At 43.2% G+C, this 24,435-nt stretch carries 18 protein-coding genes; all 18 read right to left on the reverse strand.

Annotation, left to right across the window (positions count from 1 at the left end; all coding sequences use genetic code 11):
- Positions 1-771 (reverse strand): hypothetical protein (locus tag WC955_08425; GenBank protein MFA5859078.1); only part of this gene is annotated, 771 nt, incomplete at its 3' end.
- A complete protein-coding gene (locus WC955_08430) occupies positions 768-1,958 on the reverse strand; it encodes a LysM peptidoglycan-binding domain-containing protein (GenBank protein ID MFA5859079.1) in 1,191 nt (396 codons plus the stop codon). The genes WC955_08425 and WC955_08430, both read right to left, overlap by 4 nt.
- Positions 1,955-5,272, reverse strand: coding sequence for a lamin tail domain-containing protein (locus tag WC955_08435; GenBank protein MFA5859080.1), 3,318 nt, complete (start codon positions 5,270-5,272; stop codon positions 1,955-1,957). Before WC955_08435 ends, WC955_08430 begins: the two co-directional genes overlap by 4 nt.
- Positions 5,273-5,286: 14 nt before the next feature.
- Entirely contained in the window at positions 5,287-6,075 is a 789-nt protein-coding gene (locus WC955_08440; protein ID MFA5859081.1) for a dihydropteroate synthase, read from the reverse strand.
- Positions 6,076-6,081: 6 nt separating this feature from the next.
- On the reverse strand, positions 6,082-6,777 hold the full coding sequence (locus tag WC955_08445) for a type II secretion system protein GspG (protein ID MFA5859082.1): 696 nt from the start codon (positions 6,775-6,777) through the stop codon (positions 6,082-6,084).
- Between the two features lie 24 nt (positions 6,778-6,801).
- A complete protein-coding gene (locus WC955_08450) occupies positions 6,802-7,272 on the reverse strand; it encodes a cyclic nucleotide-binding domain-containing protein (protein ID MFA5859083.1) in 471 nt (156 codons plus the stop codon).
- A complete protein-coding gene (locus WC955_08455) occupies positions 7,272-8,195 on the reverse strand; it encodes a tetratricopeptide repeat protein (GenBank protein MFA5859084.1) in 924 nt (307 codons plus the stop codon). Before WC955_08455 ends, WC955_08450 begins: the two co-directional genes overlap by 1 nt.
- Positions 8,195-9,427 carry an acetate kinase gene (locus WC955_08460; protein ID MFA5859085.1) on the reverse strand — a complete coding sequence of 411 codons (1,233 nt, stop codon included), beginning with the start codon at positions 9,425-9,427 and terminating at the stop codon, positions 8,195-8,197. The genes WC955_08455 and WC955_08460 overlap by 1 nt, the downstream gene beginning before the upstream one ends.
- Before the next feature lie 4 nt (positions 9,428-9,431).
- Positions 9,432-10,385, reverse strand: a complete 954-nt coding sequence (locus WC955_08465) for an acetyl-CoA decarbonylase/synthase complex subunit delta (protein MFA5859086.1) — start codon at positions 10,383-10,385, stop codon at positions 9,432-9,434.
- 1 nt (position 10,386) lies between these two features.
- Positions 10,387-11,748, reverse strand: a complete 1,362-nt coding sequence (locus tag WC955_08470; GenBank protein MFA5859087.1) for a TrpB-like pyridoxal phosphate-dependent enzyme — start codon at positions 11,746-11,748, stop codon at positions 10,387-10,389.
- A gap of 68 nt (positions 11,749-11,816) precedes the next feature.
- Complete coding sequence (locus WC955_08475; GenBank protein MFA5859088.1) at positions 11,817-12,590, reverse strand: AAA family ATPase; 774 nt, start codon at positions 12,588-12,590, stop codon at positions 11,817-11,819.
- Positions 12,574-14,517, reverse strand: coding sequence for an ASKHA domain-containing protein (locus WC955_08480; GenBank protein MFA5859089.1), 1,944 nt, complete (start codon positions 14,515-14,517; stop codon positions 12,574-12,576). The genes WC955_08475 and WC955_08480 overlap by 17 nt, the downstream gene beginning before the upstream one ends.
- A 10-nt stretch (positions 14,518-14,527) precedes the next feature.
- On the reverse strand, positions 14,528-15,892 hold the full coding sequence (gene acsC, locus WC955_08485) for an acetyl-CoA decarbonylase/synthase complex subunit gamma (protein ID MFA5859090.1): 1,365 nt from the start codon (positions 15,890-15,892) through the stop codon (positions 14,528-14,530).
- 9 nt (positions 15,893-15,901) lie between these two features.
- Positions 15,902-17,974 (reverse strand): FecR domain-containing protein, encoded by a 2,073-nt coding sequence (locus tag WC955_08490; GenBank protein ID MFA5859091.1) that lies wholly within the window; start codon positions 17,972-17,974, stop codon positions 15,902-15,904.
- A 186-nt stretch (positions 17,975-18,160) separates the two neighbouring features.
- Positions 18,161-18,532, reverse strand: coding sequence for a response regulator (locus tag WC955_08495; GenBank protein ID MFA5859092.1), 372 nt, complete (start codon positions 18,530-18,532; stop codon positions 18,161-18,163).
- Between the two features lie 21 nt (positions 18,533-18,553).
- Positions 18,554-20,701 (reverse strand): CHASE domain-containing protein, encoded by a 2,148-nt coding sequence (locus WC955_08500; protein MFA5859093.1) that lies wholly within the window; start codon positions 20,699-20,701, stop codon positions 18,554-18,556.
- 15 nt (positions 20,702-20,716) lie between these two features.
- Positions 20,717-22,861, reverse strand: coding sequence for an ATPase, T2SS/T4P/T4SS family (locus WC955_08505; protein ID MFA5859094.1), 2,145 nt, complete (start codon positions 22,859-22,861; stop codon positions 20,717-20,719).
- A gap of 88 nt (positions 22,862-22,949) precedes the next feature.
- On the reverse strand, positions 22,950-24,435 hold a 1,486-nt coding region (locus WC955_08510; protein MFA5859095.1), incomplete at its 5' end, for an IPT/TIG domain-containing protein.

Consider the following 24,435-nt stretch of genomic DNA (forward strand, 5'->3'; position numbering starts at 1 on the left):
GCGGTCCACCACCTGCACGGTGAGTAGCTGAGAAATGTTTTGCGCAAAAAACTGTTGTTGTGATTCCAAAATCTTTACAAGTTCCTTTTTTTCATCAACATTATCCTTCGCAAGTTTAGCGAACCGTAATTCCGTAACCCAGTAAAACAACCCAACTCCTGTTGCGAAGATACACAATAACACTATTACTGTGATGAACCACACCTTTTGTTTCCGTAGTTCACGGCGTAACTGCCTGACATTATCCGAAGCAAGAGATTTAAACTTAGAAAGTTCACCTTGTGCGGACTCCAGGGAGTTAACATTATTTTCAATCACACGCAAAGTTTCACGGTTAACCGCATCATCCCGCACAATAACTAACGGGTTAGGTTTTGGCTCCGCGATCTTTGCTTCATACTGTTTCTTGAGTTTATCAAGTTCTCCTACGACAAAAATTTTGCGTTCAGCTACCCTTTTATCCCCGGGATACAACGCTTCCGCGCGGGTAAGGTATTCCAAAGCCTCAGCATACTTTTTTATGGTAATAAGTTTTTCCGCTATTGTTGTAAGAAGATTACAGAACTCATACTTTAACTCCTCGGACTTTGGCAGTTCCGCAAGGCCGTCCTCCATAATCTGTACAGCTTTCCCGTACTTCCCGTACTTAACCTCTTCCTCCGCTTGGGTAATGTACTGCATACCAAACTCCTGAGAGATAACCCGCGGGAATAATAGTGTGGTGAACACCAGCGCAGTAATTATGGATACCCACAACTTTTTTGTATTCACTTCTTTTCCCCACCTTCCCCGCTGTTAGGTAATATCAACACCTGTCCCGGGATAAGTTCGAATGATGGTTTTACACGCTCCTTATTCGCATTATACAGTTCACGCCAGAGACCGCGGTTACCATAAACTTTCTCCGCAATAACCGGCAACGTATCACCTTCCGCGACGACATACTTCCCTTGTTTAATAAACGCATCTATTTGTTTACGGTTATACTGTTTAACCTGTTTTTCCTCACCACGGTCAAACTGTTTCTCAGCCCGTTCTTTTGGAGGTACTGCCAGCATTTTTACGCATACGCTATGAGTCCCCCAGTTTGTCCCCGTGGTAAGCAGCGGATACGAAAAACTGTAATCCACCACCATATTCCCGAACTTATACCCAATCCCTGTGGAGGCAAGTAAATATTCCCCGGTCCCCACCCCAAGACCCGCACGGAAGATAATATTATTATTCAATACCGGCGTGTACTCACCTCCGGCGTTGACCATAACGTTTAACCGTTTCACCACGAGATCCACCGCTGCGGTGATTATATCCCCGTGATACGACGTCCCAATACGAAATATTAACGGTGTAGTACTTTCCCCGGTAAAATTCAAACTTGTACGCACAAAGTTTTGCACAGCAAACCCTACCGCCACATGCTCACCATAGTTTGTCACCATCCCGAAGTCGCATTCCATACCCTGTTTTGTAAGGCCATACGTTTTGAATAACGGTTCGTATATTATGTACTGGTCAGTGAAGTAACGTTTGGTTAATAATTTAACATTCATCCCTATCATCACGGGATACCGCCAGAACCATGGACGAAAACCATAAGCATACCCCACGGTTTGAGTATCCTCAGCATAAAACTGTCCGAGTTTATAGTTATGCAATGCAACAGCCAAAGTTCCTCCATTACCTAGGGAAAGGTAACCTATAAGAACATCCTGGATAAGCTCACTCCCGTCGGTAAGGCCGGTTAATAATCTTTGTGTGCCCATAGACACACCGTACCCGCGCAGATTAAATAATCCTGCGGGGTTGTAGAGTACAGTCTCAGGGTCAAGCGCCAAAGATACCCCCGCCTGCCCAAACCCGGTACTCCGTGCACCGAGATACGCGTTCTCAAAGTCTGCATAACAGGAAGTTATTGTTAATAACGTAACAACCGTTAAGACACCCCATACTTTTTTCATCTTGCCACCACAATTGTCCCGGTGAGAGTTTTCCCCTTCCCCGAGATGTAATACACATACACACCCGACGGGACATATACTCCGTATTCGTTACGCCCATCCCAGGTTAGCGCCGTAGTTGCAGCGTTATACTCCAACTTCGCAACATTAACATTATCAAGGTTATACATTTTCCCTATAGGTACAATATCCCCTACACCGGAAATATAAAACGTTATCTTATCCACACGCCCGCCGGGGACAAACGTACGGGAAGGAACGATTTCATACATCTTAAACTCATCCCCCGTACCAGTACCCGCGCTACTGCGCTGTGACAACTTATACCGCCCGCTGTTCTTAGCATCAACCGTAACATTATTATTTAACGTATCAACTATCCCGCCCAGCCATTGCCAGTTAACCGAATTATGGAAGAACACACCGAACTTACCGGCAGTATCGTTTTCATTAAGCACTAACCCGTCGATAACGCCGTTGGTGTCAGTGTAGGTAAATACCAACTTCGCAGTTTTGCCGGTAGGGAGGTCAGTTTTCTCGTTATTCTTTAGATACGTTAATACACAACCGTAAAGATCTTCCGCAGCAGCCACAGGATCAGTCACTAATGACGGGCGGTAATCCCCGCTTTGTTCAATAGAACAATACGCGCGTAACCGCATCTCATCGTCTTTCAGGATATCGTACTTATTATCATTCGCCAATGAGTCTATGATAACAGAATTATTACTTTCGAATCCGTAAGAGTTCACCGCGCGGAGTGCATAGAAATACGGCCGCCGGAACAGAGGGTCAGTCCAGGTAGTAGTATACGACGCTACTTCCACGATAAACTTTTTCGCGTTTATCAAACTTAGCATACTCTCCCCACCATATACGCGGTACCCTCGGAGGTCTACGCAATCACTGCTGTTATCGTTATACCTAACCCCCTCCCAACTTATCCGGGTTAACCCATTATTTATCCCGCTGACAATCCCTTCCGGCGGGATTGGTAATGACGGTTTTATAACATACGGCTTCGCACTGACGGTAACCGAATATGTGCTGAGATAATTATTAAAATCCTTGCTCTTCACCTTATAAAAATACTCAACCGGGGTGGAGATATTACTGTCTGTATAAGAACTATAATTAACCTCCGCCAGTAATGCATACCCTGATTCAGAGTTATAGGTAGAACGAAAAATGTTGTAGTTAACAAAATCAGTATCCACGGTATTATCATTCCAGTCAAGCGCAACGGAATATATTAACGCTTCTGCGGTAAGGCTGGACACCGCTACAGGCTCAACATCCCGCGCAAGGCCCGGTGTTTTAACAGTTTCTGTACTCCACTTAAGATTATCATCCGCAGTACGTAACCAAAAATAGTATGTACTATTCTTCACTAACCCCGTAATTACATACACCTGCGGTACCATATTTTGTGTGACGGTACTGACATAAATAATTCTATCCGCACTTTTCCAGGATGTAGTCTGTAATGCAGCATAGCGTATATCATACCGTCCCGGGTCTAACTTACGCACCCATAGGTCATCCCCTGGCGCGGTCCAGGTAAGCCGCACCTCCCCGTCATTATCCCCGGGTTGGGCAATAAAATCGGTAACCATTGCCGGTGCACCGGCATCAGGTTCACTGGGGCTTGCATCATTATGCGGGTTACGGCTATTCCGTAATTTAAAATCCGCGGAGTTAATGTTTGTATCATACGGCTGTATTTCATACGGACTCCCGGGCAGGCGTTCCAACACCTGCGGCCCATAAGGAATCCCGGCGGTAACACCGCCCTCGGGGCTATGCGCATTACCCCATGCTACGCGGTCCTGTTCCTGTTGGCCACCATCCACTACGCGTAAATGCCCCCCGCTGTCAACAATTGAGATACTATTGTACACAACATCAGCGTGAACAACGGCGGTGGTATTGTATGTACTGCTGGCAATTAAATAAAACTTATTCGGTGTGATAACTGCGTTGGAACTAAACTCCACCAGAGTATCCCAGCTGACATACCCGGGATACATAAACTGCAGTTTCCAGTTTTCAAGATTAATATCATTATCTGTAGTATTATAAATCTCAACATATTCATTAAACGAACTATCAGGATCCGCCACTGCCACTTGCGTGATCAACACCTTACCTTCTCCCAAAGGACGTGCTGTAAGATATCCCGGTAATGACGACTGATTCCCTCCGTCATCTACAATACGAACTACAATGTAATACGTGGTACCGTTAACTAAACCGGTCAAGTTATAATTAACGCGCTGCCCGGCAATAACATTAGTGCTGAACTCAACCCTGCTCCCGCCAACCGTATTCACGGGTATGGTTTCCCAGATAAGTTCAGTTGTTATTTTAGCAGTCTTACTCCACCGTATACGCACTTTCGCGTTTACAAGATTACCGGTATCCCCGTCATCCCCCGGCATCGTCCATGAAAGCGCTATGGCTTCACTCAAAATTCCGGTAGTAATATTTGCTGCACGTTCCGGAGGTATACCGTCAAGTGTTGATGTGGATATAACCTTCGTTACAGGACTGATAAGTTCCTTATTATAATAATCATTCGTAATCCCGTAATCCCGCGCAACAACAGAGTAATACAACAACTTATTCACCGTAATACCGGTAATATAATGCGTAGTACCCGGATACAATACCGTACCTACCCGGTCAAGATAATTCGTTATTTGCGTAAAACTATACGTCCCGGAGTATATATCATAATATTTGATATCGTTATAATACACCGGCGGGACTGAGGGTGTCCATGCGAGACTTATTGTCCAGGTGGATACAGCGGTAACAGCAATCCCGGTCACCGCGCTTGGCTGATAGTCCGCTGCTAACCCTTCTGCATTGGGGTTGATGCTAGAATCATCCGTTTTTGATGTCCACGCACTGCGTTGTTGCGCTACATCCCGTGCTTTTATTGCGTAATAATAATATGTACCTGGTACCAAACCTGTTAAAACCCTTACCTCAGTCATCCCGGCACTTACTAAACCAGTCCATGCTTGCGGATACAACGTCCCGTGTGAAGCGGTCTCAAACTTAGAGGAAATAACGGGATACGTTGCATACTTAACAACGTAGGATGCAACAGTTCCTACGGTTCCATCCTCACCCGGAGCAGTCCAAGTTAGTATAACATCACCGTCAGTATATCCTGCACTATAGGCAAGATTAGACACCGCAGCAGGCGGGATATCCTCGCTGAATACTAAAGTTGAAGACAAAAATACTGTGGTTAATAAGGCGAGAACTGACCAGTACCGGGATTTATGGCCACAACTACTCAATACTATTCCCTCCTCTACTTTTTATGGTATGCATCAAGAAATGAGTCGCAATACAACGTCTTGCCTAACAACAATTCCGTTGCAATCATAGCATCCATTAATTCTTTATCCAACGGGTTAAGTATCGCTGCATCCAACCCCGCGGAAATAGCCATTACCAGATACGTACGGTCAATTAATCCACGGAAAATCGTTCCTTGTGACACATTTGACAACCCTAACACCGTTTTTGGCGGAGGATCGCATAATAACCCGATCTGTCGGATAGTTTCAATCACAGCCGATGCATGCGGCTGCGCAACATTTACCGGTAATATTAGAGGATCAATATACAAACCTGCAGTATCATACCCATGCTCAACCGCCGCGGCAACGATATTAGCTGCGATTTCCATACGGGTATCAGTATTCTGAGGAACCCCGGTTTTTGTCATGGTTAAGGCCACAATTTTTGAATTATACTTTTTTGCCAGCGGTATAAGTATATCAAGTTTTTCTTTATCCCCCGATACGGAATTAAGGAACGCATTGTCACCCGCAAGAGTAAGTCCTAATTCCATAACATCCGGTTTTGTCGTATCCACCGCCAGAGGGCACTGAGTAACTTCACGGATAGAGGTTATTAACCATTCCATATCTTTTATAGGTTCCGCTGACCCCGGCCCAACATTGACATCCAACGCATTCGCTCCGGCAGCAAGCTGCGCATTCGCAAGTTCCCGGATAACACGTTTATCCCGTCCCGCAACAGCTTCACGCACGGATTTAAACATCCCATTAATTTTTTCGCCGATAATAAACATAAATATTTATTCCGCTCCGGTTACAACAATATCATCCGTTGAGTATGCCACGCCATCCGGCCCGCAACTGCGTAACTCAAACCCAATACCTCGGCTGTCATACACATACTTATTACCCCAGGAATCCAGCCCGGGATCATGTTTTAGTTCTGTAACGGTACCAAATTGTTCGGAAACAAACTCCGGGAAATCAGAAGGATAATTCCCGGTTACAGATTTTTTTACCTTCAACGCCTGGACGAATAACTTCAATTGTATACTCTCCGCAGCGATTGCCGCGTTATCAGTCATAGACCTAGCTTCTTCACTACTGCCAGTGGTAACAGTTCCGGTTGTAACGGTTGTAGTCAAGCCCGGGATCTTAATATTATATTTGGTTAATACCACCTGCAAATTTGTTTTACCATACTCAATAACCTGTTTCCTAAAATACACCCCTGCGATTATCAGCAACAAAAACGTTATACGCGTAAAATAATGAAAAAATAAGCGCGGCGAATGCGCTGCCTGTTCTTTTGGCGAGGACAACTTATCCGTTGGATGCAACGGCATCTTCCCGCGGGTAATCTCCGAGCAGGGATTACACAAAACACTGTTATTAACGAACCTCACGCAATTATCACATAAACTATTGGCGCACCGCCGGCAATAATTTACCGATTCAATCTTCGGATGAAATTTACAGAACAACTTCGGTGCCATTTACCAGTTTTCCTTTTCAGTAAATTACAGTTTCGCTGTAAAACCCCAAAACACTTTATCCTGAAGTTTATCATTAGTATTTCTCAACCTCTGTGATAAGTTCAGTATAACCTGCCTCAATAACAACAACCCGAGTTCCTTATCCTCATTCATAAGTTTCTCAAGCCTATCCGCTTTTATGCATAACAGCTTCGTGTTCTCAACCGCAATAGCCGTAGCGGACCGCGGAAGCCGGTCAAACACTGAAAGCTCGCCAAATATCTGCCCATTATCCAGTAGAGACAACACTTTCATCCCGCCATCAACTTCAGCACGGCATATCTGTACTTTACCGGTAACAACAATAAACATCTCGCCACCGGGCGAGTTTTCCTTAAAAATAACGCTATCCGGCTTGTAAGAACACTCCTCTACCACGGTACTGATTTTATTAATGTCTTCCCCCGATATTTTTGACATAAAACTCACCTGCTTTAACAGTTCGTTTACGTTCATTACTTATGCTCCTCCAGTTTAGGGTCTAACATTATTGCTTTGTTATAATAACTCTGACGTTTTTCATCATTACCCAGTTTGGTGTAAACCACTGCCAACTGAAGATACGGCAACGCAAACCCCGGGTCTATGTTTAACGATTCCTCCAGCTGCTGAATAGCATTATCAAACTGGCGTTCAATTGTGTACACACACCCAAGCCAGTACCGCGCAAACTTATTCCCCGGCTCAATTTCCAATGCAGCGATAAAACTTTTTTTTGCCGATGCGTAATCCTGGATTATACTGTACAAATTCCCGAGGTTAAGATACGCGTCAACACCTTTTGGATCAGATTCCTGCGCTTTAACAAACATTTCCGCCGCGCGCTTATTTTTCCCAACCTTTGCATAAACCGTCCCAAGATTATTAAACACTGCGGGGGTTACATTCTCAAACTTAACCGCGCGGGACAGTACCGCTATAGCTTTCTCGTACTTTTTCATATTATGATAAACCGTCCCAAGGGTTATATACGCAGGTATAAACGATGGGTACTGCCTTACAATTTTCTTTAACTGCCGTACTGCCACGGGTTTGTTATCAAAATTATGCGCCATTATGTACGCGTAAGTATACCTCGCAAGAACATGTGTACCATCAAGTTTGACCGCCGTACGCAAAGTTTCCACCGCATTTTTTATATCTCCCATATGGTAATCCACATATCCTTTGAGGTATAACAATTCAGCATTCGGGGTTTTTACAGATACGATATACTTCTCAACCATATCCTTGGCTTTTACATACTCTCCCGCGTCAAGTAACGGCTGAAACTCAACGCTATACTTACTCCCCGCGCGTACCGACCGGTACTTCGCTGCAGTAATATACAACTGTACTGCAAGTAGTATAAGAAGTATTATTAACAACAAATAAATCATCACTGCGCTAATACCTCAGTTTTAGAAATAATATTCGCAACATCCCGAGCAATTAACAACTTTTCATTCCCCGGTATCACCAGCACTTTTATCCCAGCATCCGGCACACTTATTACCGCTTCTTTAGAATTAGCCTCATTATTCGCATCAGTATCTATCTTAACCCCGATAAATTCCAGCCCATCACACACCATCTCACGGATAATATCAGATTTCTCGCCGATACCCGCGGTAAAAACTATAGCATCCGTATTTTTCAGTATCAAAAAATACGACCCGATAATTTTGCGTAATTGATAAACGTACATATCAACAGTAAGTTTTGCGCGTTTATCCCCGGCAAGCATCGCAATAACAACATCCTTCATTTCCCCGGATATCCCGGAAACCCCGAGGATACCGCTTTCGTAGTTAAGACACACACGTATATCCGAAAGTTCCCACCCTGCCTTATGCAAGAAAAATACTAGTTCCGGATCAACACTCCCCGACCGGGTTGACATCATCAACCCTTCCAACGGCGTAAATCCCATGGTAGTATCAACCGACTTCCCGTTTCGTATAGCACACGCGCTAGTACCCGCACCAAGATGCAACGATATTAATGACAATTTATCCTGCGGTTTGTTCAACAACACAGCTGCGCGTTCTAAAACATACCTATGCGAAATCCCGTGGAAGCCATACCGGCGGACACGATGTTCATGGTACAACCTTTCAGCTATCGGGTAACGGTACGCGCACTCATCCATTGTCTGGTGGAATGACGTATCAAACACAGCAACCTGGGGTATGCCTGGACACAACTTTTCAATCGCTTCAATCCCGTTGTAGTTAAACGGATTATGCAACGGTGTAAGTTCGATATTCCGGTAAATTTCTTGTTTCACTTCGTCAGTGATCAACAACGATTCCGTATACTTATCCCCGCCATGCACCACGCGATGGCCAATCCCATCCAAATCTTTTATATGCGTAATTACCCCGGTTTCAGGCGCAGTAATAGTTTTTAGAATAACCTCAATTGCTGCGGCATGGTCTTTCACCGGAAACACATCAATCTCCGGTTCTTTGTTCGGCTTACACATATACGCTGTCGCGAATTCTGAACCTATCTTACTCACATTCCCGCGGCATAACTCTTTCTCCACGTTCTTACGGTTTTCAGTAGATAACTCAAAGACTTCATACTTCACCGAATGTATCCTGCAACTAAGCACCAGAATTTTCAAATCATTACCTCCCGTCAAAACGGCGTATAACTTTTTTTATTGTCTGCACGGTAACCGGATGCGCTACCACTACAAGATCAGCTCCTGCAGGTAAATACGCGGCAGTAGCAGCGATCTCCCACGCTGTCCCCCGGGAGTCAAGTTCTCCCCAAGACGACACCACATCCTTTGATTCCTTAACCTTCCATGTTTCCTGCGCTATCATATTAATTATGGGAGTACCCATGATCTTATCACCCTGTAACCCCGCAATCCTTGTACGTTCCATTATGGAATAACAATACTCAAACCCATACCCCAACCCGCCGGTAGTGTGATGCATAACAATACGGTCAAGCCCGAGCCCGAGGTCAGAGATAAGAATGTTCAACTGTTTTGCGAGATTAATATCCAACGGGCTTTCCGCAATAATACTATGCCCGTTTGCCGCAGCAGCTGCTGCGATTGTCTTAAAATTTTCTTTTACCGCCATACCGACCAGACAGCGTTCACCCCGTGTTTCTTCACATACAAGTGTCAACACATCACTATCCCGTTCATTATTCCCGGTTCCAATAATAATTAAAGGCAGTTTTGTTGTTTCCAGGACAGCCCGTATCTTTTTTTTAATATCAGCAGGCAAATACGAAGTACACTCATCAGGGTGTAAGGACGCTAAACGCAAACAAATCGCTTCTGCGCCCCATTCCTCCGCAGTTTTTGTCCATACTATAAGGTTAGATACTATGTCCTTATACTTTTCATAGAACCACGGCCATTCTTCTACTGGCGGGCGGTCCCATACTTCCACTGCTACAACCGGCAAGTGCGGTTCAATGCCATCAAACCGGTGAAACGGCATAACGCCCATCCCGCCGACTTTCAGCACACTACCCCGTGTCCCTCCCTCGGGCGGTAATGCCCCGAGGGTAACCTCCGAGATCGCAGATGCTGACTTTTCTATTACTTTATCTACCATTTCACCCGTTGACTTTCGGTAGTTTACTCAACGATTCTTTGAGTTCAGCTTCCGAATATTCTAAATCATTAAGTTGACCAGCCAGATATTTATCATACGAGTTTAAGTCAAAATGCCCGTGACCGCTGTAGTTGAATACAATACATTTCTCTTCACCGGTTTCACGGCAGCGAATAGCTTCATCGATAGCCGCTTTGATTGCATGCGACGTTTCCGGAGCGGGTAAAAACCCTTCCGTCCGCGCAAACAAGACTGCAGCTTCAAAACACGCGTTTTGTTTATACGACCGTGCTTCAATCACACCTTCTTTTGCTAACAATGACACCTGTGCTGCCATCCCGTGATACCTCAACCCACCGGCATGTATCGGCGCGGGACGGAATGCATGTCCAAGCGTGCACATCTTAATCAAAGGCGTCATACCAACGGAATCACCAAAATCATATGCGTACAATCCTTTGGTCAGGCTCGGGCATGAAGCCGGCTCCACAGCAATAATCCTAATATCTTTTTTACCCTTAAGCTTATCCGGGATAAACGGGAACGCAAACCCTCCGAAATTACTCCCACCGCCTGTACAGGCAATAAGAATATCCGGGGTTTTCTCACCCGCGATTTTAAGTTGTTTCTGTACCTCAAGCCCAATAATGGTTTGATGCAATAACACATGGTTCAACACGCTACCCAACGAATACTTTCCGCCGGTCTTCACAGCATCTTCCACAGCTTCCGAAATTGCGACACCCAAGCTGCCAGTAGATTCCGGATCTTCCGCCAATATTTTACGTCCGGCTTCAGTAAGGTTAGAGGGTGACGCAAAAACTTTTGCACCCCAGGTTTGCATCATCATTTTACGGTACGGTTTTTGTTCATAACTAACCTTTACCATATAAACTTTACATTCAATACCGAATAACTGGCATGCAAACGCTAATGCGCTACCCCACTGCCCCGCACCGGTTTCCGTGCAGATATTCTTCACGCCTTCCTGTTTATTATAATACGCCTGCGCAACCGCAGTATTTGGCTTATGACTGCCTGCGGGACTTACGCTTTCATTCTTAAAATATATCCGCGCCGGGGTTTTTAACGCTTTTTCTAACCTACGTGCGCGATGCAACGGTGACGGGCGCCAGAGTTTGTATATCTTCAACACATCATCCGGGATTTCAATCCACGGTTCCATTGACATTTCCTGTTTAATAACTTCCATCGGAAATAACGGCGCGAGATCCTGTGGCCCCACAGGCTTCCCTGTCCCGGGATGCAACGGCGGAGGCAGTTGTGCCGGTAAATCCGGGTTTATGTTGTACCACTTCTGCGGCATTTCTTTCTCTGACAAAAAAATCTTGGTGTCTTCCACTCTTCATTTTCCCCCTTCTCAATACTTTAATATCAACGACTGCATTATATAAACTGATTCTTAACTATTTATATTACCAAAAATCCGTGTTTGATTAAAACATTTTTTATATCATTAACAGCTACACTATCCTCCGGGAGGGAAGATACCGCACCGCCGGTTTCCGCCAGGGATGCGATACTATGGTCTGTTCTAACAATCCCGTCGAAGTATGGAAGTAAATCTTTGAACTCAGCCGGTAGTTTCCAGTTAAGGCTTTCCACCTGGTTCATAACAAGTTTTACCTCTGCAATTTTTAGTTTAACATTTCTCACAGTGTCCATGATATTACGTACAGACTTCAACCCCACAACCGTAGGTGTGGAAATCACATACAGGATATCAACATTATCCGTAGTCCTGCGGGAAAGATGTTCCAGCCCTGCCTCATTATCCGTAACTACAGCACCATAATTCTTCGCTACTTTTGACAGATAACCCCTCAGTAGTTCATTAACAAAACAGTAACACCCGCGCCCTTCCGGATGTCCCATCACAAGTAAGTCAACCCCGGAACTTTCTACTAACGCATTACTAATCTGCCATTCAATATACTCCGACTTTGACATACCTTTTGGAACTACATTCCCACTAAGTTCTTCACGGATATCCGAAACTTTATGTTCATACTTTAAGCCGAGATATTCATGGAGGTTGGCATTCGGATCAGCATCGACTGCAAGTACCGGCGCAACTCCTGCTTTCTTCAGCAGGTTGATAACAACCGCAGTGAATGTAGTTTTCCCCACCCCTCCTTTTCCTGCAACTGCTATGCGTTTAGACATCTCAATTACTCTCATCATTTCGCCCACCGCGCTGTTTTAGTGACGGGAAAAGTGTTATATCAGTATGAGGAATAAACAACGTTGACGTATATTCATTCATGAACATCGGATCAACTGATAATTCAATATATGCCATTTTATCAGCGACCTCACAGGCATCACTTCTCGCCTGACGGGATAATAGAAACATCCCCGCACCGGTAAGCGATGAATTCCCTATAAACTCCACCCTATCCCTTGGCAGGTCCGGTAATAACCCTAACTCCACAGCTTTTTCGATATCAATCATCGTGCCGAACCCGCCGGAAATATACACGTGTTCGATATCCCCGAACTCAAGCCCGGTATTTTTTAGTAATACCTGTATCCCGAGAAACACCGCGCCTTTTGCGCGTAGGATATTTGCGATATCAGCTTCTGTGATAACAATATCATCATGGGTACCGGAAAAGTTTTTGTAAACGATTACGTACTCCCACCCGCTACCATCACTACTTTCACGTACATTCGGTTTTTTAATATCCATCTTCCCGGACTTATCAATAATACCCGCGCGTAATAGTTCAGCAGGTAACTCCACCAACCCCGTCCCGCAGATACCCCGTGGCGTTTTTTTATTTATAGTATCAACCTTTGCGTTATAAGTTGTATTATCGATAATAACATTCTCAATTGCGCCCTCTACTGCGCGGATACCATTTTTTATTCCGACACCTTCAAACGCCGGCCCGGCGGAACACGCACAGCTAAGCATCCAGTCATTATTCCCCAGGACAATCTCGCCGTTAGTTCCGAGATCAAGCAGTAACGCAACCCGTTTTTGTTTTCCCATCCCGCTCGCAAGTACACCGGAAACAATATCACCCCCGACATATGACGCTACGCTTGGCAGGCAGTATACTCTAGCATATGGCCTCAATTTTAACCCGAGCTCACCAGCAGTGAGGACAGGATACTTTTTTACCGCAGGAATATAGGGTTCACGCCGTATATTACCCGGAGGTATAGCAAGAAAGAGTTGTATCATAGTAGTATTCCCCGCAGCTGTCATACACGCAATATCTTCAACTATAACCCCCGCAACTGCCGTAAGTTCGGTTATTAAAATATTAACCGTGCCCCTGATTTTTTCAGCTAAAACTTCCAACCCTTTACCTTCACCGTTTTCTGCATACATTATCCGAGAGATAACATCATCACCGTGCATCATCTGCTGGTTATTCAACGCCTTCACTGCCAAAACCTTACCATCAACAAGTGAGTGTAATACCCCGACAACAGTAGTTGTCCCGATATCCACGGCAATACCGTATATTTTACTGCCGGCACTATTTGCTGGTTTAATCTCCACAATCTCGTATTCTTCACCATTTTCCCCGGTTTCCGCAAGGGTTACTGTTGTTTTCCAGTTGGCCAACCTCAACACTTTACCAATACTCCTTAGCACGCGTAACGGCACCACAACTTTTTGTGTAATCCCCACAGCCTTAATACCATTGATTAGCCGTTCATAATCAGAAACATTATCCTCTACCGTTGGAGGGATAAGTTGAACCGTAACCTCCCTGATCACCGGTGTAACACCACCGTCAAAGCCACTGCACACACTTTTTGCTGACGGCGAATAAACTTCAATATCAACACCCGCAGCTACGATTTTGCCGGTACACGCTGCATCGGGAAGTTCAACCACAACATCTTCCCGGGGATATGTTTTACAGGCAAGCACAACGTTCTTACGTTCCTCATCTTTTGACACCCACTGCGTTGATAAAGTTTTATATTTCCCCTGGAGGACAATCACCTTACACTTCCCGCAGGTACCTTTCCCTCCGCAACTGGAATTAATACTCACCCCATAATTATGAAGGATTGACAGGATATCCATCCCCAGGGTAAAAGTATAAACATTTTTTTGGGGTAGAAGAGTTAATTTGTACTGCATAGTGTCAGTATTAAACCGCACCGTTTTTCCAGACAGACTTAATAAACTTAGGTATCCCCGATGCTTCCCTCGGGCCGACTAAAACTTCCCAACCCGATAAATCCGCGAGTTTCCCGGACATTACCGCAACATATCCCGGAAGAATAAGTTTACGGTGTGCAACTTTTTGTTCAATCCCCGCAGCCTTCATTGCATTAACCACACGTTCTGCAGTAAACTTCTCAGCGGACCACGCGGTAAGTACTGACATTCCTTCGGTATCCACTACCAATAACCATGCTGCGGTTTTAGAATTAACGATTTCAGGTTCAACCGTGAAGTACGTCAACGAAAAATTTGTGGTTACCATCACAGGCGATGCAGCATCCGGCGTACCTCCAACGGTATAAAGTTTAGGCTCAACAGTAACCGGCTTCTGCGGGTCGGTATATATATTTTGACGTAATGTCACCAACGCCAACTGCTGCCACGGCTCAATCGATGGGAGAAACACCAGTGCACCGTACTTCGCTACAACCATAGACGCCAATGCCAGGCTGGTATAAGGATCATCTTTATTATCAATAAACACCACTGCAGGTATGCCGGCAGGACGATAATTTTTCTTTAACGCCAACCTCCGCAGCTGGACTAACGATTCAAAACACTGCGCATAATTTTCCGTACGGACATTTATAAGGATATCCTTAACCCCCGCCGCAGCACAAGATGCGGATAATGCCAATGCGTCATCCAAAGTTTCACCATCAAGAATTAATGCTATCCCCATTTTTTTTGAAATATCGATATACGCTTGTAGATTATCCTTATTTACCAACCCAACCGCCACACGGGACGGAGCAAGGATTTTAATAATTTCAGGTAACGCATCAACCACAGGATTCAGGCATACGTAAACAACCTGCGGGTTTGTTATTCCATCCTTCAAACCGTGAAGCACAGAAATATACTGTTCCTTCTTGCCGGTAAGATTTCTTAGGCATACATATTCTGTCCGAACCTTTTCCCCGACACGGTCAAACTCCAACGCATTAAAACCCGTACAGAATTTATCCAATTCTTCCCTGTTAACATTATCTTCAACACTAACCCCAAGCCCACAGGGATGGTAGAACGTTTTCTCGTGGCGGTACATTACAGTTTCCCCGCCTAAGACATGCGGTTGAGCAGGATTTCCTAATTTAACAGTCCGTATCGGCGGTTCCGCTGCAGCAGCTAACGCCAGTTTTGCATCTTCACTCACGTGCGGGCATGCGGATAGGTCAGCTTTTTTTTGCGCAAGCTTCATTGCAAACGCCAGGCAGGTTGGTGACTCGCAATCCCGGCAGTTAGTTTTGGGTAACAGTTTATATATATCGAGCCCAGTTAACGCCATAATTATTTACTAAAACTTAACCCTTGTTTCGACAGATGTTGAATTAAATGGATTACCCTGTGCATCAAACGTCTGTTTCGTAATTACAACAAGGAAAATATTTGAACTGAACGGATATCCGATCTCAGTACGGATAATCGTATTTTGCCCTTTAACGGTGATCAAATCTTCCCATGTACTGGCATTACGTTTATCGTAGTAAAATGCAATAGTCAACTTATTCATCAACAACTGCGGGTCAACATTAATTTCACCGTGTACCCATGGATAAATATTCTCAGGATCATACGTATAATCTTCATAACTCAGCCTTGCGTTGATCTGTCCCATGATACTCATGTTAACCTCAGCATACGGCCCTTCTTTTATTGCCACAGCATCCGTCATTTTCTGCATCGTTGTCGCTTTTGTTATACGGTCCACATCATAAAACGCGTTGAAATAGGACGGCACAAAATTACTTTCCGTCTTTCGATACTCTGCCCGGTAGTTCACTAATGATAGTATCGTTCCTGCTACACCAGCCGCAGAACCGGTTCCCCCGTCCCTTACATTATCCACTAGTACATACTTTTCCCCGACGTCCATTAACGCAGCGTCGGCATAAACTACCATCGACATTATAGGAGAGGTTATTACCGGCAGGTCAATATCCGCACCGTATACATTCACTTGGTCACCTGTGGTTGTTACAGACACCGGTACAATCATATTACCTGACGTTACATACACAGTATCCGAATCCGGGTTTTGGTCGGTAAACGCACTGACACCGATACCTAACTTCTTAATTATCGGCAAACCAGTACCCCATAACGGGCGTACATACATCCGGCCGCCATAAATCTCTGCACGGTTGACATCACTCACCATAGTTTCAAACCCGATATACCCGAGGTTGAGGTCAAGCTCTGCCCCGCCCTTTCGTACCGACGGGTATTGCAGCATATTAGAATAGTTCGACATAATAAGCCCATGCCCCATCGTAAGGTTTCTGAACCCTCCAACATAGGCGTATATAGACTCTCCTTTTGAACCCCAACTGAGGTACCATATTTTATCAAGCGCATCTTTCATTTCGTTAAAGTCCCAGTCAGTACCCCGGATTTCGCCTTTATCATTAAAGTACAAGACAATATCTAATCCAACACCGATCTTCCAAAATTTAAATTCCGGTGTAAGTTTAAGTTTTGAAAATGTCATTTTGTTGCCATCTTGATCGGTAAGAGTTTCCGTACCAAATTGACCGTCGAGAGAGAACGGCTTACCGCTATTACTAGCGGACGGCTTCGAAGTTGCCTGCTGCTGAGAACCAGGGATCGCTGTCGGTGCAACCAACTCATTATCCTGTTGAGGCGCAGCTTTTATATCCTTAGATTTTGCTGTATCTTCAGTTTTTTTACCTGCTGGTGCTACAGCTTCTTTCTCTGTTGTTACGTTACCCGCTTTTAAGGGAAAATCTTTATCCGGACTGACAGTAACCTGCTGCCCGTCAGAAAGAACTACTTCTTTGGTAGGATCATCTGGGCTCTGTACTGCTACCTGACCGGTATAAACTTTTGTAGTAACCGCATTATTCTGCCCGACATCTACTGAAAAGTCCGTCCCGCGTACCGCGCAGACTGAGACCGGTGTGCGAACATAAAAATTATCCGCTGACTTCAACGGTTTAACCTTTGCCCGCAGCCCGCCTACCCAAACGGTAAGCTGGGTAAACTTATTCTCCGCTTTTTGCTGCATTTGTTTAAAATGTAACACGCTACCCGGTTTTACTGTTAGTTCACTTTCGTCATCAAATTTCACAATTACCGTAGATTTCGGGTGGGTAAACAACGTATTTTCTTCCGAGATTTCCATACCTTCAAACACAGTAACCCATTTATCTTTCCCGGGTACTTGCATACTACCTTTACCGGTAAACGATTTCACAATAGCTGTGCGTTTACCCGAAAAGGGAGGCGTATTAAACACCGTTAACGTACAGCTGCTTCCAGTAACCGCTGTAGTAGTCTCCGCTGTAAATACCGTAGCTGTCAACACACTTGTTATTAACAACGTTAACAAACCTAAACATCTCATCATTACCCAAACCCTCCTTGAAAACATACACATAAATTGTACAGTTATGGTAAATAGTATATATTTGTAGCTAAATTTTCAATTGTTAATTTTGATACACTACAGATGTGCCTTAATGAATAAACTTTACTAAAAAATGGGATTAACTCTTTAATTTGGGAAGCGGCGTTAGTATTTATTGTTTCAAAATCATTTTTTCACATAAAAATATTGTTCTATTTTTGATAACAACTCAGCCGGTTCGTAAGGTTTAATAACATAGTCATCCGCGCCAATACTTAAAGCCTTATCTTTAATACTTTCCGCCGACGCACTTAACACTATGACCGGTATATGCTTCAATTTATCGTCCATTTTTATAAGTTTACAAACATCTGAACCGTTTAGCTCCGGCAAACTCAAGTCAAGCAGAATTAAGGCCGGTTGCACGGTTTTTGCAAGTTCCAGCCCTTTTACACCATCATTCGCAGTAACCACTTCATACCCGGCTTTTGATAACCTAATCGTAGCAACTCTAAGAATATTAGGTTCATCGTCGATTATAAGTATCTTTTTTGCCATACCGCCCATTTCTCCTATATACTACCCTGCCGGCAGAGTGAACACAAACTCTGATCCCTGCCCAGGAACTGATCCCGCCCATATTTTACCGCTGTGTCCTTCAATAATTTGTCTACTAATCGCCAAACCCAACCCGGTCCCCCCTGTTTTTCTAAACGTACCGACCTGCTGAAATTCTTTGAACAATTTTGTGATATCAGTTTCACTAATCCCCATACCCGTATCTTTGACATGTACGGCAACAGACTTTTTATCCTTATCATAAACTGTTGACACTGATATAGTGCCTTGCTCTGTAAATTTAACCGCATTATTGAACAAGTTGTTCATCACCTGTGTTATCCTGTCATAATCAAATTGAATATTTCCGATACTATTATCCAAATCCAACTTAAGATCAAGCCCCTTTTTTTGTATCACCCGTTCCATACTTTTAGCCACGCGTTTGACTAAATCATTGAGATTCCCTTCTTGAATTTTAAACTCAGTTTTCTGGGATTCTAACTTACTAAAATCTAACACATCATTGATCAGCCGGTGAAGCCGGTCCACATCAGACTTTGATATTTCCAACAACTCTTTTTGTTCCGCATTTATTTCACCGACTGTACCGTCCAATACAAGACCGATCCCTTCTTTTATTGACGTTAATGGCGTTCTTAATTCGTGCGATACCGCAGAAATAAACTGTGAACGCACACGCATAGATTCTATAATCACGTTTTCTGCATATTTACGTTCAGTTATGTCGCGAATCACGTGAACAAACCTCTCGACATTCCCTTTTGAATCAAATATTGGCGATATATATACTGACAACCATTTAGCAAGTAAAGAGTCATACCATTCATCATGCGTTGTTTTCAACACGGACATTGACACTTTTGCCTGACATAGCGCTATTGGGGCATTCGAATTATGAAATATTTCATAACATTTCTTGCCAACAATTTCGGCTCTTGATTTACTTAGTAACTCGCACATCGCATCATTTACAATTAGTATATTATTATCTGCGCTATGTATCGACACCCCGTCAATCATAGCATTATACGTTGCAGCCCAGTTATTAACAGCGTCCTGTAACTTCTTATTTTGTATATTCAACTCAACTGTCATATCATCGGCTAACTGTACAGCTCGTTGTTCGGACATGGTAATTATCCAGGTAAGTATAAGCAATACCAAGCTTATGCAAAACCCGCTCAATAATACCATTAACGGGTTAGAATTTGACGGCGCTAATTTTACGCCCGGACGGGCATACAAATGTAGATACCAGTTCTGTCCACAAATATTGAGCGGCTTAATTATATGAGTATCTTTGTTTGATTTAACAACTTTATCAAAAGAATCTTTGTCACTAACGTACAACAAGTTATTTACCGGAATATTTGTATTGTCTTCAGAAATAACTAAAACAAATTCATGGAAATCCCTATTTGAAAAAGTGGTTTTCATTAACTGGTTAATATGAATTACTATAGTAACAAACCCTTCAATTGCAAATTGCTGTTCTTCTTTTGTGCGATGAGATAAATATTTTTTGTAAATCGGCATCAATAACAATACCCCGGGTTCGTTATTCCGCCGTTTAAGTTGTATTGTTTTACTTGCCACCGGCAAGCCTGACTCTAGCGCACGTTTCATAGCTTCTAACCGTACGGGATCGATACCGCGGTCATAACCAAAAACTATCATATTTTCTTCAAAAGGTTCGATGTAATCTACTACATAGTATTCTTTGCGTTCACCTTTGGGATACACCGCGAAATCCGGGTACCCTTTTGGGGTTAGACTGGTGTCGTTACGAACAGTATATTCAAATTTATTCTTATCTACCTGTTTTACATACCGAGTAAATTCAAATGAAACAATGCCCGGGAATCTGGTCTCGACATTCAATTTAGTTATGTATTCTTTCCACTCGTTCCGTTCGACAAATTTACTGGCAGCAAACAATGCGCGTAAGCCATAAAGAGTATTCACATATTTAATAGTGTTTAAATCTATTGACAATGAAAATTCGTCAACGTGGTCATTAACATATTCCTTAACTTCATATTTAACAATATTTTGTGCGTTATACCACGCGATAACCGTTAAAGTCAAAGTTAGTATTGCGACTATATAAATAATATTCCGCCGTCTTATTGTCAGTTTTTTCATAAAAAATGTTTCATTCTAATTTTGTGCAAGACGCCGGAATACAGCATCTACCCTGGATATCAAAATTTTGGGATTAAACGGTTTTATCAGGTAATCATTAGCACCGATGTTCATAACATTAACCTGGCTTTCTTCATCAGATTTTGCAGTTAAGACAATAATCGGTAGTTTTATTAAACCTAAAGCGATCCGTACTTTATTAATTACACTGAACCCATCCATTTTAGGCATCATCAAATCAAGAATCAGTAAATCCGGAACTGTTTTTGATATTATTCCAACAGCTTCAACCCCATCCTGCGCAATAAGTACTTTATAACCACTATTTTCCAAATATTTGCTTAATAACATGCGGATAGACGGATCGTCGTCTGCAATCAATATCCTCTTTTTAGCAGCAGCTTCCTGGTTTTCATTATGACCTTTAGGTAAATCTCCTATTATTATACGGTCGTGGAGAGTCATGTATGGCAACAATTCATCTAACGACGAGTCACCGTTCACCAGATGTACCAACGCATCTTCTGTCATGGTCCACAACATATTTTTTTCAATCGCAAGTTTCCGCAACTCTTCTTCCTGAGTACCTTCACTGATATATTTCTTCATTTCACTATTTATATCAAACACTTCCACAACCGAAAATCTACCTCGAAACCCAGTAAAATCGCAAGCTGCACAATCACCGGGTTTGTAATAATCAGGTTTTAAATTATTGTTTGTCAAAGCCTTCACCACTACCGGATCTTTTTCATTTTCCGGCACTAAAGTTTTACATTCAGGACACAGTTTACGTACTAACCTCTGCGAAGTTACTGCGATTAACGGGGTAGCGATTTTAAATGATTCTATCCCCATATCCACCAACCTGACAACAGTGGAAACAGCATCATTCGTATGTAATGTTGATAATACCAAATGCCCAGTCATTGCAGACTGGAACGCAATTTCGGCAGTTTCGAGATCGCGTATTTCGCCAACTAATATTATATCCGGATCTTGCCGCAGTATTGATCTTAAAGCGCTTGCAAATGTTAACCCCTGTTTTTCGTTGACATTAACCTGATTTATTCCCGCTAACCTGTATTCAATAGGATCTTCTATTGTAACTATATTGGTATCTTCAGTTTTTAATGTATTTAACACAGCATACAATGTTGTTGTTTTCCCGCTACCCGTAGGGCCTGTAACGAGAATCATTCCCTGCGGTTTTGTTAAAATACTTTTAAACTTATCAGCAACTATCGTACTAAACCCCATTTTGTCTATATTAAGATTACTTGACTTGGGATTTAAAAGCCGGAGAACAATTTTTTCGCCATATAATGTTGGTAATACAGAGATACGTAAGTCTATTTCCTCGCTGCCCACTATAATTTTCGTTCGGCCATCCTGCGGACGGCGATGATCTGCCAGGTCTAATTCCGCCATTACTTTTATTCGTGCAACAACAAAAGTTGAGCCTATATATTTAGGTAACGTCATAATATTTTTTAGATAACCATCTATACGATACCGTACAACAGTTTCTTTTTCTTCTTGCTCAATATGAATATCTGAAGCTCTCATTTTAACCGCTTTTGAGAGAATAACATTTACCAACTTTATAATTGGCAACCTAACCTCGGACGATTCTACATCCTTAACCTTCTCTGCTTGTATGCCGATTACTTCTACAAAAGTATTCTCTTCAAATTTACTCAATAAATCAAAGACTATCTGGTCTGGATTAAAGAGTTCTGTCAACAAAGTTTGTATATTTGAATATAACCCAAAATACGGCAAAAACGTTCTTCCGGTTACTGCTTCAACATCGCCTTTCATCATAATATTCAACGGGTCCCACGTCAAAACTTCAATATTATTACTATTGACTTTGAATGGTATCAACTGATATTTGCGGCACACTTTTTCAGGTACTAAAGAAAAAGCTAATTTATCGACGTTATTTTTTTCAAGCGTTAAATATGGTATCCTAAAATCATCCCGCACTTTTTTCCCTAACATCTCAAAATTAACAGTACTGCTTTCTATCAGTGCATCGGAAAGATAAGGTACTCGTTTTATACGTAGGTGATCTATAACATCAGGTGTAACTGATGAAATTTTGTTTACCACTTTTACTAGCCATTCATCATTGAATTCGTGTTTATTATCCATACGTCTCTCTTCTTCAAAAAACCTTGCACATTCTTTCGAATGTGCAAGGAATTATCTCTATTTATCTCTGAGTGAAACCGATACACTTCTATTTCACGATGATTTCAAACAGAACACGCATATTAGCCTGTGCTTCCATCGAGTCGATATGAGCAGGTATCGGTTCAAACATTGCCGGCCGTGTTTCACCATACCCGATTGTTGTTATTCTATCCTGCGAAATACCGCCTACTTTCACAAGTATTTCCTTAATAGCGCTTGCTCTTCTTTCGCTCAACTTCTGGTTATACTCTTCAGTACCTGAAGCAGAAGCATATCCAGCAATACGGATTTTAGCTACAGGATTGTCTTTCAGAACCTGTGTATTCTCTACCACTATCCTTGCCCCGTCTTTTGTAAGAGTCGATGAATCGAATTCAAAATGCGTATCTTCAAAAAGGATTAACTTCTCAAGGATGATGACGGTCGGTTGAACCTTTGGCGCGGGCGGTGCGGAATACGTATAAAAATCTTCCGGCACGATCGGTGACGCACCCACAGGGCTCGTTGCCACGATATTTATTGTCCCTGCGGCATGTGCCGGTGAGACCGCTGTGATCTGTGTATCCGAATCTACAGTATAACTTGTAGCATTAAGCGTGGCAAACTTTATACCAGCCACACCTGTGATACCGTTAAAACCGGATCCTGTGATAACAACTGTTGTTCCTCCAGCTGCGGGACCAAATGTCGGATTGATACCGGATATCATTGGCGCTGGTATATAATATGTGTAGGAATCTTCCAATACAGTTGAAGACGCTCCTACCGTACTAATTACTACAATATTAACTATCCCCGCTGCATGCGCCGGCGAGACCGCCGTGATCTGTGTATCCGAATCCACGGTATAATTCATAGCATTAACCCCGCCGAACTTGACACCATTAGTTTCAGTGATATTCTTAAAACCAGAACCAGTGATTACAACCATTGTTTTCCCGGTTACAGGACCAAGAGTTGGACTGATCCCAGTAATTATTGGTACAGGTTTTATCTCCGCTATCCGTTTAGCCTGTTCCTCAATAGCTTTATTAGGACACCAGAATTTGTAGGTCAAACTGACTCTGTGGGATCCTCCCAGTTCGCCAAATGAAAGGTATGCGTAGTCAAACATTATGTTCTTCAGTATCCTAACACCCATCCCTGCTGTTATCCCGCTTGTACTATCAAGTTTTGATGCTGTAAAGTTGTATACATAACCCGCGCGAAGCGCTATGATCGAATTTATTAGGCCTTCTACTCCCATCTGCAGGCGGTCAAACCCGTCAGGTTTTAACTCGCTGGAAAGTGCTAATAATAAACTATCATTCACTCCGTAGGATGCTCCTACACGCCAGCCGGAATCCAGCAGGCTTGTCGCAACATCTGTACCGAGGTTGGAATATGCCAGCCCAAGGTTTAACCGCGAGATAGGGTTCCACAAAAGCCCGAGGTCCATCGCATAGGCGGAATATACTTTATTGGCAAGTGCTTGACGGTTGTACTTTACTGCCATACCTGCGGATATTCCAGAAAACAATTTCTTACCCCAG

Source organism: Elusimicrobiota bacterium, assembly GCA_041658405.1.
Classification (GTDB): domain Bacteria; phylum Elusimicrobiota; class UBA5214; order JBBAAG01; family JBBAAG01; genus JBBAAG01.

Bases quoted from the DNA above. Each gene is read 5' to 3' on its own strand.
- WC955_08430 (MFA5859079.1), bottom strand. From the start codon at position 1,958: ATGAAAAAAGTATGGGGTGTCTTAACGGTTGTTACGTTATTAACAATA.
- WC955_08440 (MFA5859081.1), bottom strand. From the start codon at position 6,075: ATGTTTATTATCGGCGAAAAAATTAATGGGATGTTTAAATCCGTGCGT.
- WC955_08445 (MFA5859082.1), bottom strand. From the start codon at position 6,777: ATGGCACCGAAGTTGTTCTGTAAATTTCATCCGAAGATTGAATCGGTA.
- WC955_08450 (MFA5859083.1), bottom strand. From the start codon at position 7,272: ATGAACGTAAACGAACTGTTAAAGCAGGTGAGTTTTATGTCAAAAATA.
- WC955_08455 (MFA5859084.1), bottom strand. From the start codon at position 8,195: ATGATTTATTTGTTGTTAATAATACTTCTTATACTACTTGCAGTACAG.
- WC955_08465 (MFA5859086.1), bottom strand. From the start codon at position 10,385: ATGGTAGATAAAGTAATAGAAAAGTCAGCATCTGCGATCTCGGAGGTT.
- WC955_08475 (MFA5859088.1), bottom strand. From the start codon at position 12,590: ATGATGAGAGTAATTGAGATGTCTAAACGCATAGCAGTTGCAGGAAAA.
- WC955_08480 (MFA5859089.1), bottom strand. From the start codon at position 14,517: ATGCAGTACAAATTAACTCTTCTACCCCAAAAAAATGTTTATACTTTT.
- acsC (MFA5859090.1), bottom strand. From the start codon at position 15,892: ATGGCGTTAACTGGGCTCGATATATATAAACTGTTACCCAAAACTAAC.
- WC955_08490 (MFA5859091.1), bottom strand. From the start codon at position 17,974: ATGATGAGATGTTTAGGTTTGTTAACGTTGTTAATAACAAGTGTGTTG.
- WC955_08495 (MFA5859092.1), bottom strand. From the start codon at position 18,532: ATGGCAAAAAAGATACTTATAATCGACGATGAACCTAATATTCTTAGA.
- WC955_08500 (MFA5859093.1), bottom strand. From the start codon at position 20,701: ATGAAAAAACTGACAATAAGACGGCGGAATATTATTTATATAGTCGCA.
- WC955_08505 (MFA5859094.1), bottom strand. From the start codon at position 22,861: ATGGATAATAAACACGAATTCAATGATGAATGGCTAGTAAAAGTGGTA.